The organism is Streptomyces sp. NBC_01013 (assembly GCF_045162765.1).
Lineage (GTDB): Bacteria > Actinomycetota > Actinomycetes > Streptomycetales > Streptomycetaceae > Streptomyces.
Map to the genome: position 1 here is coordinate 954,921 of NZ_CP108687.1, position 15,696 is coordinate 970,616.

13 protein-coding genes are annotated in these 15,696 nt (G+C 71.4%); 9 read left to right on the forward strand and 4 right to left on the reverse strand.

Features of this window, described 5'->3' with window-relative positions; genetic code table 11:
- The first annotated feature begins 110 nt into the window (after positions 1-110).
- Genes OG538_RS04065 through fdhD form a run of 5 tightly spaced genes read left to right on the forward strand, consistent with a single transcriptional unit; the run spans position 111 to position 6,666 of the window.
- Positions 111-1,109, forward strand: a complete 999-nt coding sequence (locus OG538_RS04065) for a 2-dehydropantoate 2-reductase (RefSeq protein ID WP_406090205.1) — start codon at positions 111-113, stop codon at positions 1,107-1,109.
- Positions 1,106-3,043 (forward strand): molybdopterin oxidoreductase family protein, encoded by a 1,938-nt coding sequence (locus OG538_RS04070; RefSeq protein ID WP_406090207.1) that lies wholly within the window; start codon positions 1,106-1,108, stop codon positions 3,041-3,043. Before OG538_RS04065 ends, OG538_RS04070 begins: the two co-directional genes overlap by 4 nt.
- Positions 3,034-4,956: an NAD(P)H-dependent oxidoreductase subunit E gene (locus tag OG538_RS04075; RefSeq protein ID WP_406090209.1), complete on the forward strand. Its 1,923-nt coding sequence runs from the start codon at positions 3,034-3,036 to the stop codon at positions 4,954-4,956. The genes OG538_RS04070 and OG538_RS04075 overlap by 10 nt, the downstream gene beginning before the upstream one ends.
- A complete protein-coding gene (locus OG538_RS04080; RefSeq protein ID WP_406090211.1) occupies positions 4,953-5,813 on the forward strand; it encodes a 2Fe-2S iron-sulfur cluster-binding protein in 861 nt (286 codons plus the stop codon). Before OG538_RS04075 ends, OG538_RS04080 begins: the two co-directional genes overlap by 4 nt.
- A gap of 4 nt (positions 5,814-5,817) precedes the next feature.
- Complete coding sequence (gene fdhD / locus OG538_RS04085) at positions 5,818-6,666, forward strand: formate dehydrogenase accessory sulfurtransferase FdhD (protein ID WP_406090213.1); 849 nt, start codon at positions 5,818-5,820, stop codon at positions 6,664-6,666.
- A gap of 186 nt (positions 6,667-6,852) precedes the next feature.
- On the opposite strand, the gene OG538_RS04090 is transcribed toward fdhD, so the two are convergent.
- Positions 6,853-7,878 carry a bile acid:sodium symporter family protein gene (locus OG538_RS04090; RefSeq protein WP_406090214.1) on the reverse strand — a complete coding sequence of 342 codons (1,026 nt, stop codon included), beginning with the start codon at positions 7,876-7,878 and terminating at the stop codon, positions 6,853-6,855.
- A gap of 115 nt (positions 7,879-7,993) precedes the next feature.
- Between OG538_RS04090 and OG538_RS04095 the strand changes: the two genes are divergently transcribed.
- From OG538_RS04095 to OG538_RS04110, 4 genes are all read left to right on the forward strand, one after another.
- Complete coding sequence (locus tag OG538_RS04095) at positions 7,994-8,896, forward strand: LysR substrate-binding domain-containing protein (protein ID WP_406090216.1); 903 nt, start codon at positions 7,994-7,996, stop codon at positions 8,894-8,896.
- 332 nt (positions 8,897-9,228) lie between these two features.
- Entirely contained in the window at positions 9,229-11,028 is a 1,800-nt protein-coding gene (locus OG538_RS04100) for an AMP-dependent synthetase/ligase (protein WP_406090218.1), read from the forward strand.
- A gap of 156 nt (positions 11,029-11,184) precedes the next feature.
- Positions 11,185-12,021 carry an aldo/keto reductase gene (locus tag OG538_RS04105; protein ID WP_406090220.1) on the forward strand — a complete coding sequence of 279 codons (837 nt, stop codon included), beginning with the start codon at positions 11,185-11,187 and terminating at the stop codon, positions 12,019-12,021.
- Positions 12,022-12,134: 113 nt separating this feature from the next.
- Positions 12,135-12,617 (forward strand): RICIN domain-containing protein, encoded by a 483-nt coding sequence (locus OG538_RS04110; protein WP_406090222.1) that lies wholly within the window; start codon positions 12,135-12,137, stop codon positions 12,615-12,617.
- Between the two features lie 13 nt (positions 12,618-12,630).
- On the opposite strand, the gene OG538_RS04115 is transcribed toward OG538_RS04110, so the two are convergent.
- The 3 genes from OG538_RS04115 to OG538_RS04125 all read right to left on the reverse strand — a co-directional run bounded on the left by OG538_RS04115 (position 12,631) and on the right by OG538_RS04125 (position 15,602).
- Positions 12,631-13,566, reverse strand: a complete 936-nt coding sequence (locus OG538_RS04115) for a hypothetical protein (protein ID WP_406090224.1) — start codon at positions 13,564-13,566, stop codon at positions 12,631-12,633.
- Positions 13,567-13,732: 166 nt separating this feature from the next.
- A complete protein-coding gene (locus OG538_RS04120) occupies positions 13,733-14,665 on the reverse strand; it encodes a class I SAM-dependent methyltransferase (RefSeq protein WP_406090226.1) in 933 nt (310 codons plus the stop codon).
- Between the two features lie 196 nt (positions 14,666-14,861).
- Complete coding sequence (locus tag OG538_RS04125) at positions 14,862-15,602, reverse strand: class I SAM-dependent methyltransferase (protein ID WP_406090228.1); 741 nt, start codon at positions 15,600-15,602, stop codon at positions 14,862-14,864.
- Between the last annotated feature and the right edge of the window lie 94 nt (positions 15,603-15,696).

The following is a 15,696-nucleotide window of genomic DNA, read 5'->3' on the forward strand; positions in this document are numbered from 1 at the left end:
ATATTCTGTCGACAGACACCTCCTCCAGCTGTCCCTTCCGCTTCCTCCCGCACACCCCCGCTGCTTCCCCGCTCCCGCCTCGCTCGGTCAGCTACCGAACGGAGAGCCCCGTGAAAGTCGCAGTTGTCGGTGCCGGCGCGATCGGCGCCTATGTCGGGGCCGCGCTCCACCGCGCCGGCGCCGACGTCCATCTCATCGCCCGCGGGCCGCATCTGGCCGCCATGCGCCGGGACGGCGTACGCGTCCTCAGTGCCCGCGGCGACTTCACCGCGCACCCCTCGGCCACCGACGACCCGTCGGAGGTCGGCCCCGTCGACTTCGTGTTCCTCGGCCTCAAGGCCAACTCGTACGCGGCCTCGGGCCCCCTGGTCCACCCGCTGCTGCACGACCGCACGGCGGTCGTCGCCGCACAGAACGGCATCCCGTGGTGGTACTTCCACGGTCTCGCGGGTCCGCACGCCGGGCGTCGCATCAACAGCGTCGATCCCGCCGGCACGGTCAGCTCCACACTGCCGCCCGAGCGGGCCATCGGCTGTGTCGTCTATGCGGCGACGGAGATCCAGGCGCCCGGCGTCGTCCGCCATCTCGAAGGGACCCGGTTCGCCATCGGGGAGCCGGACCTGTCCCTGTCGCGACGCTGCCACGCATTCAGCGAGGCCATGGTCGCGGGCGGGCTCAAGTGCCCCGTCGAGGCGGATCTGCGCAAGGACATCTGGATCAAGCTGATCGGCAACATCTCGTTCAACCCGATCAGCGCCCTGTCCCGGGCCACCATGGGCCAGATCTGCCGCCACCCGGACGCCCGCGCGCTCGTGGAGACGATGATGCGCGAGACCCTCGACGTCGCGGCCGCGCTCGGCTGCCGGCCCGAGATCTCCGTGGAACGGCGCATCGCCGGCGCCGAGCGCGTCGGCGACCACAAGACCTCGACCCTCCAGGACCTGGAGAAGGGCAAGCCCCTCGAACTGGACGTGCTGCTCGCGGCCGTCGTCGAACTGGCCGATCTGGCCGGGGCGCCCGTCCCGACCCTGCGCGCCGTCCACGCGCTCGCCGACCTCCTCGCCTCCACCTCCTCGGCCGCCACGGCGCCAGCAGGGAGCGCACCATGAGCAACAACCGCAAGCGACGTGAGCCCAAGCAGTACGAGCGGCTGACACATCCACTGGTCCGGGACACGGACGGCGTCCTGCGCCGGGCGAGCTGGGACGAGGCGCTGGACCACGCGGCTGCCGGGTTCCGGCAAGCCCGGCGGACCCACGGCTCCGATGCCTTCGCGATGCTGTCCTGCGCCCGTGCCACGAACGAAATGAATTACGTGGCGCAGAAGTTCACCCGGGTGGTGATGGGCACCAACAACGTGGACTCCTGCAACCGCACCTGCCACGCCCCCAGCGTCGCCGGGCTGTCCGCCGCCTTCGGCTCCGGCGGAGGCACCTCCTCGTACGAGGAGGTCGAGCACACGGATCTCATCGTGATGTGGGGCTCCAACGCCCGGTTCGCGCACCCGATCTTCTTCCAGCACGTACTGAAGGGCATCCGCAACGGCGCGCGCCTGCACGCCGTCGACCCGCGCCGCACCTCGACGGCCCAATGGGCCGAGAGCTGGCTCGGTCCGAACGTCGGTACGGACATCCCGCTCGCCCACGCCATCGGCCGCGAGATCATCCATGCCGGTCTGGTCAATCAGGCGTTCGTGAACCGCGCGACGACGGGTTTCGAGGAGTACGCCGCGCTGGTCGAACCATGGACGCTCTCGGCCGCCGAGCAGGTGACCGGAGTGCCCGCCGAGGCCATCCGCGATCTGGCCCACGCCTACGCCACCGCCGAGCGGGCCCAGCTGTGCTGGACCCTCGGCATCACCGAGCACCACAACGGCACCGACAACGTCCGCGCCCTGATCAACCTGTCGATGCTCACCGGGCATGTGGGCCGGTACGGCTCCGGCGTCCAGCCCCTGCGCGGCCAGAACAACGTGCAGGGCGGCGGCGACATGGGCGCCATCCCCAACAAGCTGCCCGGTTTCCAGGACATCCTCGACGACGACTCGCGGCGGAAGTTCGAGCGGACCTGGGACACCGTCATCCAGCCCCGGTACGGCAAGACGCTCACCGAAATGTTCGAGTCCATGGAGAGCGGCGAACTGCGCGCGGTGTACTGCATCGGCGAGAACCCGGCCCAGTCGGAGGCCGACAGCGAGCAGGCGGTACGGCGGCTACGGTCACTGGACCATCTGGTCGTCCAGGACATCTTCCTGACGAAGACGGCCGAACTCGCCGACGTGGTCCTCCCCGCGACGGCCGCCTGGGCCGAGACGGACGGCACGACGACCAACAGCGAGCGCCGGGTACAACGCGTACGGGCGGCCCTGACCCCGCCGGGCGAGGCGCGGGAGGACATCGACATCATCTGCGCCCTGGCAGGACGCCTCGGCCACGACTGGAAGTTCGACGATGCCGAGACGGTCTGGAACGAGCTGCGCTCACTCTCCCCCGACCACTTCGGGATGACGTATGAGCGCCTGGAGGAGCACCAGGGCCTCCAGTGGCCCTGCCCCGACACGGACAGACTCCCGTCGGGTTTCCTGCACGCCCGCCTCTGGGAGACCGATCCCGTACGCCGCGGCCCTGCCGCCCCCTTCGGCCTCGTCCAGCACGATCCGCCGGTCGACCTCACCGACGAGGTGTTCCCGTTGCGCCTGACGACGGGCCGCCGCCTCGACTCGTACAACACCGGTGTGCAGAGCAGCGGCTACGCATCGCCCCTGCGGCGCGGGGAGTACGTCGAGCTGAGTCCTGAGGACGCGAGCGCCTACGGAGTCACGACCGGCGAGGAGGTCCGGGTGTCGTCCCGCCGGGGCAGTGTCACCGCGCCGGTGTGGATAGATCCCGGGCTGCGGCCGGGGCTCGCCTTCATGACGATGCACTTCCCCGACGAGGTCGACACCAACGCCCTGACCATCGAGGCGAACTGCCCGATTGCCGGGACCGCCGAGTTCAAGGCCTCCGCCATCCGCATCGAGAAGCTGGTGCCCGCATGGACCTGAAATACCCGGATGCCGTCGCTACGGAAGCCGAACGGGAAGCGGTGGACGGTCTGTTGGGGCCACCACCGTCCGGCTGGGAGGGCGGCACGGCCCGCAGCGGCGAGGACCTGCGCTGGGCCCGGGGCGGCGCCTCTGCCGCGAAGGACCGGCGTGACCAGCTCCTGCCCGCCCTGCACGCGGTGAACGACCGGATCGGCTGGATCAGCGAGGGCGCGCTCGGCTACATCTGTCGCCGGCTGACGGTGGCGCCCGCGGAGGCGTACGGCGTCGCGACGTTCTACGCGATGTTCTCGCTGCGCCCCCGCCCGTCGAAGGTCCTCCACGTCTGTACGGACCTTGCCTGCGCCGCCCGCGGCGCGGCCGGGGTCTGCGCCGGCCTGACGACGGAACTGGGTCCGCCGGGCACACCCGCGGACGGCGCTGTCTGGCAGGAGAGCCCGTGCCTGGGCCTGTGCGAACGGGCCCCGGCGGCGTTGCTGATCCAGGCGGGCGAGCCGGCCCCGGCCCGTCAGGCGTCCGAGGGGCGGGAGCTTGCAGGCGGGGCCCCCGGTTCCGCACCCGCCACAGGCGCCACCCCCCACCGCACCGTGGTCATCGCCCCCGCCACCCCGGCCTCGCTCGCCACGGCGACCCGCTCCCCCGGGACGGCCCCCGCCGAGCCTTTGCCCGAGGCCGCCGTCCCCCAGGCCGGCACCCCTGCTCTCGTCCTCCTCAAACGCATCGGCACCACCGACCCCACCTCCCTGGACGACTACCGGGCGAACGGCGGCTACACCGCGCTGCGCCGCGCCTTCACTCTCGGCCCCGCGGGTGTCATCCGCGAGGTGCTGGACGCGGGCCTCGTCGGCCGCGGCGGCGCCGCGTTCCCGACCGGCCGCAAGTGGGAGGCCACGGCCGCGCAGCCCGACACCCCGCACTACCTCGTCTGCAACGCGGACGAGAGCGAGCCGGGCACCTTCAAGGACCGGGTGCTGATGGAGGGCGACCCGTACGCCCTCGTCGAGGCGATGACCGTGGCCGGCTACGCCACGGGTGCCCGGCAGGGGTTCATCTACCTGCGCGGCGAGTACCCCCGGGCGTACGCACGCCTCAGCCACGCGCTCACAGCCGCCCGCACCCGGGGTCTGCTCGGGCCGGACGTCCTCGGCCAGGGGTTCGCCTTCGAGATCGAGATCCGGCGGGGCGCGGGCGCGTACATCTGCGGCGAGGAGACCGCTATCTTCAACTCGATCGAGGGGCAGCGCGGCGAACCGCGGTCCAAGCCCCCGTTCCCGGTGGAGAAGGGACTCTTCGGCAAGCCGACCGCCGTCAACAACGTCGAGACCCTCGTCAACGTCCTGCCGATCCTGGAACACGGAGCCGCTGCCTACGCGGCCACCGGCACCGGCGCGTCCACCGGCACCAAGCTGTTCTGCGTAGCGGGGCAGGTGACCTCGCCCGGGGTCTACGAGCTGCCGTTCGGCACGACCCTGCGCGAACTGCTGGAGCTCGCCGGCCCGCCGCAGGATCTGCGGGCGGTGCTGCTCGGAGGCGCGGCGGGCGGCTTCGTGCGGCCCGACGAACTGGACATCCCCCTCACCTTCGAAGGCACGCGGGCGGCCGGCACGACGCTCGGCTCGGGCGTCGTACTGGTCCTGGACGGATCGGTCCAGCTCCCCCGCATCCTTCTGCGCATCGCCGAGTTCTTCCGCGACGAGTCGTGCGGACAGTGCGTGCCGTGCCGGGTCGGGACGGTGCGGCAGGAGGAGGCGCTGCACCGGATCAAGGACCGTACGGGCGCAGCGGCCGCCGCCGACATCGCCCTGATGCGCGAAGTCGGGCAGACCATGCGCGATGCGTCGATCTGCGGTCTGGGGCAGACCGCGTGGAATGCCGTCGAGTCCGCCATCGACCGTCTGGGGGTCTACCGATGACCGCTGTACCGCTCCGCTTCCCGCGCCGGCTGATCGAGTTCACACTCGACGGCCAGGAGACCCGGGTGCCCGAGGGCTCGACGATCCTGGACGCCTGCCGCGCCTCGGGCAAGGACGTCCCGACGCTGTGCCAGGGCGACACGCTCACCCCGAAGAACGCGTGCCGGGTCTGCGTCGTCGAGGTGGCCGGGGCCCGCACCCTCACCCCGGCGTGTTCGCGCCGGGCCGAGCCGGGCATGACGGTGCTCACCGACAGCGAGCGAGCCCGGCACAGCCGCAAGGTGGTCCTGGAACTGCTCGCCTCGTCCACCGATCTGTCGACGACCCCGCGGGCCGCCGAATGGATCAAGGAGTACGAGGCCGAGCCCGCGCGCTTCGGCCCTGACGCGGCCCGCCTCAACGAGGAGCCGAAGGTCGACAACGGCCTCTACGTGCGGGACTACGACAAGTGCATCCAGTGCTACAAGTGCGTCGACGCGTGCGGCGAACAGTGGCAGAACACGTTCGCGATCGCGGTCGCGGGCCGTGGCTTCGACGCCAGGGTATCGACGGAGCACGGAGTGCCGCTCACCGATTCGGCGTGCGTCTACTGCGGCAACTGCATCGAGGTGTGCCCGACCGGGGCGCTCTCCTTCAGGACCGAGTTCGACATGCGAGCCGCCGGGACCTGGGACGAGACGGCCCAGACGGAGACCACCACGGTCTGCGCGTACTGCGGAGTCGGCTGCAACGTCACGCTCCATGTGCAGGACAATGAGATCGTCAAGGTCACCTCGCCGCACGACAACCCGGTGACCCACGGCAACCTCTGCATCAAGGGCCGTTTCGGCTTCCAACACGTACAGAATCGGGTCTGACTTCATGGGACGGGTCACCGAGCGCCGCCGCACCATCCGCATCCGGGACGGAGCCGTCTCCACCCGTCCCGACACCCTTGTCGCCGAGGAGCCGCTGGAGATCCGGCTGAACGGCAAGCCGCTCGCCATCACGATGCGCACCCCGGGCGACGACTTCGCGCTCGCGGCCGGCTTCCTGGTGAGCGAGGGCGTGATCGGCGAGGGCTCGCAGGTGCAGTCGATCGTGTACTGCGCGGGGGCGACGGCCGACGGGGTGAACACGTACAACGTGGTGGACGTGCGGCTGGCGCCCGGCGTCGTGGTCCCCGACATCACGCTGGAGCGCAACGTCTACACGACGTCCTCCTGCGGTCTGTGCGGCAAGGCCAGCCTGGACGCGGTGCGCACCACGACCCGGCACCCGGTCGCCGACACTCCCCCGGTCCGGGTCGGACCCGAGCTGCTGGCCGCCCTCCCCGACCGGCTGCGCGCCTCTCAGCGGGTCTTCGACCGGACCGGGGGTCTGCACGCGGCGGCGCTGTTCTCCGAGACGGGCGAACTGATCGACATCCGTGAGGACGTCGGCCGGCACAACGCGGTCGACAAGCTGGTGGGCCGGGCCCTGACCGACGACCGGCTGCCCCTGTCCCGGGCGATCCTGCTGGTCTCGGGCCGTGCCTCGTTCGAGCTCGCGCAGAAGGCGGTGATGGCCGGCATCCCGATGCTGGCGGCCGTCTCCGCGCCCTCGTCCCTCGCGGTCGACCTGGCGGCCGAGACCGGCCTGACCCTGGTCGGCTTCCTGCGGGGGCCTTCCATGAACGTGTACGCGGGCGAGCACCGCATCGCTCTGGAGGCGACGGCCGTCCAGGGCTAGGGTCTGGGTGGAGTCGTCACGTGGAGGCGGAAGCGGGGTGAGTACGCACGCTCGCCGCGTTGCCGGGGGGCGTGCGTGCCCCACCCCGCGACGCCGCTGGACAACTCCACGCACTTCCCGGGCGCCCCGCTCGCTGCACGGGGCTGGGGTACGGCCGGCGGGGAGCGCCCCCTGCGCCGGCCGGCCTCAGCCCACCGCGACGGGCTTCCGCGTCACCTCACTGTCCGGGGCCGCCTCCTGCGGGTCCCGGGCGCGCCGCTTCGCGATCACCGCACACACCATGAGCTGCATCTGATGGAAGAGCATCAGCGGCAGTACGGCGAGGCCCGCCTGCGCGCCGAACAGGACGCTGGCCATCGGCAGTCCCGAGGCGAGGCTCTTCTTGGAGCCCGCGAACTGGATGGCGATGCGGTCCTCACGGCCGAAGCCGAGCCGCTTCGCCCCGTACCAGCTCACGGCGAGCATCAGGGCGAGCAGCACCGCTTCGGCGGCGAGCAGCGCTCCGAGCCGGGCCGGAGTGACCTGGTGCCAGATGCCGGCGACCATGCCTTCGCTGAACGCGGTGTAGACGACCAGCAGGATGGAGCCCCGGTCGACATAGCCCAGGATCTTCTTGTGCCGGGTGAGGAAACCGCCGATCCACCTGCGCAGCAGCTGACCGGCGACGAACGGCAGCAACAGCTGGACGCCGATCTTCAGCAGGGCGTCCGCGGAGAATCCGCCGCCGCTGTTGCCGAGCAGCGCAGCCGCGAGCAGCGGGGTGAGGAAGATGCCGGCGATGGAGGAGAAGGAGCCCGCGCAGATCGCCGCGGGCACGTTGCCGCGAGCGATCGAGGTGAAGGCGATCGACGACTGGATCGTCGAGGGGACGAGGCAGAGGAAGAGGAATCCGCTCTGCAGCTGGGGCGTCAGCACGAAGGGCACGAGCCCCCCGCTCGCCAGTCCCAGCAGCGGGAAGACGACGAAGGTGCAGGCCAGCACGGTGAGGTGGAGGCGCCAGTGCTTGAGCCCGTCGAGGGCTTCGGCGGTGGAGAGGCGGGCGCCGTAGAGGAAGAAGAGGAACGCGACCGCCCCCGTGGAGGCCCCGCCCGCCACTTCGGCGGCGGTGCCGGAGGCCGGCAGCAGAGCCGCGAGTACGACGGTGCCGATCAACGCCATGATGTACGGGTCGATCGGCAGCCAGGACGGCAACTGCAGGGTGCGGCGGCTCATGTGCTCCACGTGTCTCTCGTTCAGTCGTGCCCTCCCCATCCTGCTCCTGATCACCGGTATCGGGAATCCCGTATACCGCTCTGACTGTCATCACGGACCGCGATAACGTGGTGTCATGTACGACCCCGCGCAGCTGCGCACCTTCCTCGCCGTCGCCCAGACCCTCAGTTTCACGGCGGCCGCCCGCCGGCTCGGTGTGCGGCAGTCCACGGTCAGCCAGCACGTGCGACGACTGGAGGACGCGACCGGGCGTCAGCTGTTCACCCGGGACACCCACCGCGTCGATCTCACGGTGGACGGTGAGGCGATGCTGGGCTTCGCGCGGACGATCCTGGAGGCGCACGAACGGGCGTCGGCGTTCTTCACCGGCACCCGGCTGCGCGGGCGGCTGCGCTTCGGGGCGTCGGAGGACTTCGTGCTGACCCGGCTGCCGGAGATCCTGCAGTCGTTCCGCCGCGACCATCCGGAGGTCGAGCTGGAGCTGACCGTGGAGCTGTCGGGCACGCTCCACCAGCAGCTGGCCGCGGGCCACCTCGACCTCGTGCTCGCCAAGCGGCGGACCGGGGACACCCACGGGGAGCTGGTCTGGCAGGACGCGCTGGTCTGGATCGGTGCGCCGCGTCTGCGGATCGACCCGGACCGGCCGGTGCCGCTGATCCTCTTCCCGCCGCCGGGCATCACCCGGGCCCGCGCCCTGGAGGTCCTGGAGGAGCAGGGCCGCCCGTGGCGGGTCGCCTGCACGAGCGGCAGCCTCAGCGGGCTGATCGCGGCCGCGCACGCCGGGCTCGGGGTGATGGCGCACAGTCGCGGTCTGGTCCCGCCGGGCCTGGCCCCGGTGGCGGCCAGGGCGGGGCTGCCGGAGCTCGGCGACGTGGATTTCGTCCTGTTGCACGGCCGTGGCCGGGGTGGTGCGCAGCCGGCCGCGGACGCGCTGGCGGCGGCGATCCTGGCGGGCGGCGACCGCCTGATCCGTCCGCGCGGCGCGCTGGGTGCGATCAGTACGCAGGGCCGCGCATGACGGGGCCGCGGGAGGGGGAGAATGACCGGAACGCAGCGGGCACCGGCCGGGCGGCCCGGCCAGGCCGCCGGCCGATCACCCATACCCGTACACAACCGCGTGATCACGGCGTACAGATTCGGTGGAGATTCCCGCGCCAGCCACTTACTCCATGGTCAGAAGCATGCCCGGGCCTTGCCCATCTGGCCGGATTTCACCACCTGACCAGTGCATGAGGCATCCGGTGCGTCGCATTCCCGGCACTCCCGCAGCGGCGTCGGGTGGGGTAGCGTCACGGCGCTGTGCGGAGCGCCACAAGGAGCAGGTCATTGCGTGAGTTCACTGTCCCACCCATGGCGGCCGCGCCCCACGTAGGCGGGCTCGCCGATGTCGTGTTCGACTACGCCGAGGAGGATCCGCACCGGATCGCGCTCGGCCGGAAGGATGCGGACGGTCACTGGCGGGACGTCACCTCGGCGACGTTCCGCGACGAGGTGATGGCGCTGGCCAAGGGACTGATCGCGCACGGGGTGAGGTTCGGCGACCGGGTGGCCCTGATGTCGCGCACCAGGTACGAGTGGACCCTCTTCGACTTCGCCCTGTGGGCGGTGGGTGCCCAGTCCGTGCCGGTCTATCCGACGTCGTCGGCCGAGCAGGTCCTGTGGATGCTGCACGACGCCGAGGTGTCGGCGGTCATGGTCGAACACGAGGACCACGCCATGACGATCGCGTCGGTGATCGACCGGCTGCCGCAGCTGAGACGGCTGTGGCAGCTGGACGCCGAAGCGGTGACCGAGCTGGTCGAGTCCGGTGCCCACATCGACGACGAGGTCGTGCACCGGCACCGGCGCGCGGTGACGCCCGATTCGGTCGCGACCGTCATCTACACCTCGGGCACCACGGGACGCCCGAAGGGCTGTGTGATCACGCACGCCAACTTCATGTTCGAGACGGACACGATGGCGTCCCGCTGGGAGTCGGTCTTCCACTCCAAGCCGGGTGACGAGGCGGCGACGCTGCTCTTCCTTCCGCTGGCGCACGTCTTCGGCCGGATGGTGGAGGTCACGGCGATCCGCGGCCGGGTGAAGCTGGGCCACCAGCCGGAGCTGTCGGCGAAGGCACTGATGCCGGACCTCGTCTCGTTCCGGCCCACGTTCATCCTCGCCGTGCCCTACATCTTCGAGAAGGTCTTCAACGGTGCCCGGCGCAAGGCGGAGACGGAAGGCCGCCTCGCGCCGTTCGACAAGGCCGTCGACGTCGCGGTGAAGTACGCGGAGGCGATGGAGGCGAGGGCGTTCGGCACCGGTCCCGGGCCGTCCGCCGGTCTGCGGATGCAGCACCAGTTCTTCGACAAGGTCGTGTACAAGAAGGTGCGCGAGGCGATGGGCGGCCGGATCCGCCACGCCATGTCGGGCGGCTCGGGGATGGAACGGCAGCTCGGGCTGTTCTTCGCGGGCGCGGGCGTCACCGTGTACGAGGGGTACGGGCTGACCGAGACGACGGCCGCGGCCACCGCCAACCCGCCGGAGCGCACCCGGTACGGCACGGTGGGGCAGCCGATCCCCGGCACGACCGTGCACATCGCCGACGACGGCGAGATCTGGGTGTACGGCGCCAACGTGTTCGGCGGGTACCTGGGCGCCCCGAAGGCCACCGACGCGGTGCTCAACGACGGCTGGCTGGCCACGGGGGACCTGGGCGCGCTGGACGAGGACGGCTATCTGACGATCACCGGGCGCAAGAAGGAGATCCTGGTGACGTCCGGTGGCAAGAGCGTCTCGCCGGCCGGTCTCGAGGAGCGGGTGCGTGCACACCCGCTGGTGGCTCAGTGCATCGTGGTCGGCAACGACCGCCCGTACATCGCGGCGCTGGTCACCGTCGACCAGGAGGCCGTGGAGCACTGGCTCACGATGCAGGGCCGACAGGCGCTGGCACCGGGGGAACTGGTGCGGGACCCCGATCTGGAGATGGAGGTCCGGCGCGCGGTGGTGGCCGCGAACACGGCGGTCTCCCAGGCGGAGTCGATCCGTACGTTCCGGATCCTGGCCCACCAGTTCACCGAGGAACACGGCCTGCTGACCCCGTCGCTGAAGCTGAAGCGCAAGGCGATCGAGACGGCGTACGCGTCCGAGGTGGACGCGCTCTACCGCTGACCGCCCCCGGCCCGTGCGCGTCTCTCCGCAACCGCCGCCCCGGCGGTGCGCGCCGGGGGTACCGTTCCGGTGAGAACGGCGCGCGACGGGAATGTGCGGGCCGTCCTGATCGTTCTCCCTGGGAGTCCCACCCCACAACGTTAGGATCGACCGCTCGTGAGCCAGGTCCCCTCCCTCACCCTCAACAACGGCGTCGAGATGCCGCAGCTCGGTTTCGGAGTCTGGCAGGTGCCGGACGACGAGGCCACGGCAGCGGTCGCCACGGCCATCGAGTCCGGGTACCGCAGCATCGACACCGCCGCGATCTACCAGAACGAGGTGGGCACCGGAAAGGCGATCGCAGCCTCCGGTGTCGCCCGCGAGGAGCTCTTCGTCACCACGAAGCTGTGGAACACGGAGCAGGGCTACGACGCGACGCTGCGCGCCTTCGACGCCTCCCTCGACAAGCTGGGCCTCGACTACGTCGACCTGTACCTGATCCACTGGCCGGTGCCGGCCAAGGACGCGTACGTCGACACGTACCGGGCGTTCGAGAAGATCTACGCAGACGGCCGGGCGAAGGCCATCGGTGTTTCGAACTTCCTCCCCGAGCACCTGGAGCGCCTGCTGGGCGAGACCTCCGTGGTGCCGGCCGTGAACCAGATCGAACTGCACCCGCAGCTCCAGCAGGCCGAGTCACGTGCGCTGCACGCCAAGCACGACATCGCGACCGAGGCCTGGTCGCCGCTGGGCTCGGGCAAGGGCCTCCTGGAGGTCCCGACGGTCGTCGCGGTCGCGCGGAAGCACGGGCGCACCCCCGCCCAGGCTGTCCTGCGCTGGCACCTCCAGACGGGCAACGTGGTGATCCCCAAGTCCGTGACGCCGTCACGGATCGCGGAGAACATCGACGTCTTCGGCTTCGAACTGGACGCCGACGACCTGGCCGCGTTCGCGGCGCTCGACGAGGGCAAGCGGCTGGGCCCGAACCCGGGCGAGTTCAACCTCGGCGCGTAGGTCGTGTCCGGCGTGACATACCGCCGCTGATCCACCTGTGACCGCCGCCCGGCTCCGGAGCCGGGCGGCGGTCTCGCCGTATGAGCTGTACGAACAGTACGAAGGGACCGGACATGACCGGGGACACCGCGCCCGTCGTCGGGGCGGGTCCGTACCGGCTGCGCAATGTGGGCAGCGGCCTGGTGCTGGAGGTGCGGGACGCCGCGAAGGGCGGCGGCGCACCGGTGCAGCAGAACGAAGAGGCCGCGGGCGGGTCGGCCGCCCAGCACTGGGAGTTCACCCCGGTCCACGAGGGCGCGGCCCTGCATCACGTGGTCAACGCCCACAGCGGCAAGCGGCTGGACGTGCGCGGTGCGTCCACGGAGAACGGGGCCGTGATCCAGCAGTGGCGGGCGAACAACTTCGGCGCGCAGGAGTGGCTGATCGAACGGCACCTGGAGGCGCCGGGCACGGTGACGCTGGTGAGCTTCGTCAGCGGTCTCGTCCTGGAGGTCACCGACGGCAGCACGGAGAAGGGCGCATCCGTCCAGCAGTGGGAGGACACCGACTCCCCCGGCCAGTGGTGGCGGCTGGAACCGGTGTCCGGCACGTCCTGACCCGCTCTCCGGCTCAGCCGCGGCGTCGCAGGACGTAGAGGCCCCAGGAGTCGGGGTGTTCGACATACACGAAGAGCTTCGGATGCCCGTTAGTGCCGAACACCTCCCAGGTATCCATGGAGCAGTCACCGACGGATACGGCCACCGACTGGGTCCACGGTCCGAGCCCCGGATCGTACTCCCAGGTCCCGGTACCGGTGCACGGGTGCGCCACCGGTTCGAAGGAGTCGTCGGCGTCGAACGTCTCGACGCGGTTCGCCGTGGCCCTGCCGTCCGCCGTGAGGATGAGCGTGCCGCCCTTCCCGTCGGCCCACGTCCCGGCGATCTGTTGCGCGCTCAGCTCCGGTGGCTCGTAAGCGATACCGGCGTACAGGCCGATTCCGGCGAGCAGGCCGGCGGTGAGGACGGCGAGCGTCCCGTACCACGCCACCCGCCCGAACATCGCGCCACCGGTGAGCCGCGGGCGGTCCGGCAACAACAGCCTGCGGGCAACGAGCGCCGCGGCGGCGAGGACCGCCGTCACCGCGAGCCACCCGCCGAGACCCGCCCAGGGGCCGGTCTCCCCGAGCACGGCCACGACCAGGGACGGCAGGGCGGTTGCGGGGGCCGCCAGCGCCGGGACCCACCACCACGCCTCGCGGCCCGGGAACCGGCGACCGGCCCATCCGGCCACGACCAGGAGCGGCATCACGAAGCCGATGGACAGCAGATAGCCGAGGGCAGCGCCGGCGACCGCCGCCAACGGCGCCAGGACGGCCAGGAGGAAGACCCCCCACGTGTCCAGGCCGGGGCCGTACGGACTCTCCCTGACCTGCGTCCACACGAAGAGGGCGATCGTCGCGACAACGGCCTCGACGAACAGCACCGCCATCGAAGTCGTCACCACCGCGGCGAACCTGTCCCTGACGCGCAGCTGCGTCCGCCCCGGATCCCGATTTTCTGAACGCATTCAAATCCCCCCGCTCCGCATCCTCCTCCTCCCGGGCGAGTCTGTACACCCGCCCCCCGTCGGGCGTCGTCCAGCAGGAGAGCGGGGCCAGGAGCAGCAGACCCCTCGCCGGCGGAAGTGGCCTGCGGCGAGCCACTCGGGGCCGGCCCGAGGGGGACGGGTCCGCTCAGGTGCGGCGGCCCAGGTGGACCGTACGGGCCATCAGGAGGTAGGTGTCGGGGCGCCGGTGCAGGCCGGCCGGGTCCTCGGGATCGAGCAGCCGGTCGAGCGTGGCGATGTCCTCGGCGTCGAGCCGGTCACCCAGCCCGTCGCGCCGACGGGTGAACTCGGAGATGACGTGGTCACGCGCCACGTCGCCCAGCGGTGCGGGCAGATCGAGCAGAAAACCGCGGGCGCCCTGCGGGGTGAGGCCCACGGTGGCGAACAGGGCGGCCCAGTCCTCGTTCTCCCGCCGGGAGCCCGGCAGGGCCGCGCGCATCTCCTCGAAGGCCTCGGCGTGCACCGCCTCCATCCGGGCTTCCAGACCGGGCCGGCCGAAGCCGAGGTCACGCGGGAGCTGACGCGGCTGCAGTCCGCCCTCGACCAGTGCGACGGTGCCGCCCGGGTTGAGCAGCGCGGCGAACCCGGCCAGCACGGCGCGCTGATCGCCCATGTGGTGCAACGTGTTGCCCGCCCAGACCAGGTCCGCCTGCCCCAGCTCCGCGAGACCGCCGGGGATGTCGGCGTGCACCGTGGTGACCCGGCCTTCGAGCCCCAGCCGTTGCGCTCGGCCACGGGTGCGCTCCAGCAGGGCCGGGGTGCCGTCGACGGCGACGACGTCCGCCTCGGGGAACGCCTCGGCGAGCAGGCAGGAGATCACGCCGGGACCGCTGCCGATGTCCAGGACCCGGCGCACTTCCGGGGCGTCGGGCAGGCCGGCGATCCAGCGGGCCGCCTCCGTGTACTGCTCGCTGCTGAGTTCGGCGTTCTGTTCCAGCAGCGGGCCCATGACGTCCCAGTCGGGTTCGGCGGGGTCGTGGTGGTGGCCGTTCGTGCCGTCGTGCCGATGTTCGTGCGCGTGGTTGCCGTCGTGATGGCCGTGCCCGGCGTGGTTGCTCATGGGAACAGCCTCACCACGCCTTGACCGAGAGGCAAACATTGTTGCCGTTCCAGCAAGACGCCACCCTTCCGCCACTCCGGCGGGCTGATCCACGGACCCGCTGAAGGCGGTACTGAAGGCGAACACACCTGACCGTAGACGCCCTTGCGCGCTGGTCGCTGCGCGAGCAAGGGGGCACCGTTCGGCCCCCGGGGCCTCACCGGCGGCGGAACGCCAGCAGCCGGTACTCCGGGTCCGCGCGGCGGCGGTCCGGCTCCGGCAGTGCGGTCAGGACCTGGGCCAGCCGTTCGCCCGCCGTCCCTGGCAGGACGAGGCGCGACGCGTAGTAGCCGCACCGCACACCGTGTGCGGTGCGCAGCGGAGTCCGCCCCTGCCCGTGTCCGCGGAACACCGCGCTGCCCACCGCGTCGAGACCGTGCGCGGCACCGTACTCGATGATCCGCTCCGTACCGTCGGACGGGCTGGGCGCGACGTACGGGGCGAACGCCTCGTCGATGTCGCTGCCGACATCGTGCGCCGCGTCCTTGTCGACGGTGGTCACGAACACACCGCCGGGCCTCAGCACCCGCGCCGCCTGGGCCACCACCGCTCGCACGGCCCCTTCCGCGCGCAGCAGGTGCAGCAGCCAGACGGCGGTCACCGCGTCGACCGCCGCATCGGACAGCGGCAGCCGGCGTGCGTCGGCGAGCACCACGGCCCCGACGCGCTGCCGGGCGAGGCGGGCCATGCCGTGGGCGGCGTCGGAGCCGAGAACCCGCAGACCTGGGCGGCCGCCGGCGATCCGCTGGGTGACCAGTCCCGTGCCGCAGCCGATGTCCAGCAGCGTACGGGCGGCAGGCGGGACGAGGCCGAGCACCGCACGAGCGGCCGCTTCCGCCCGGGGCACGCCGCCGCGGGTGGCGTCGTAGTTCGCGGCCTCGTCGTCATAGTCGAGCATGTGAACGACTCTAGAGCCCTCCGCACACCGGCGGGCGAAAGCTGTCATGAACATGAATTTCTCGCCAACGGGGCAACGGCGTGGCGGACTTGAC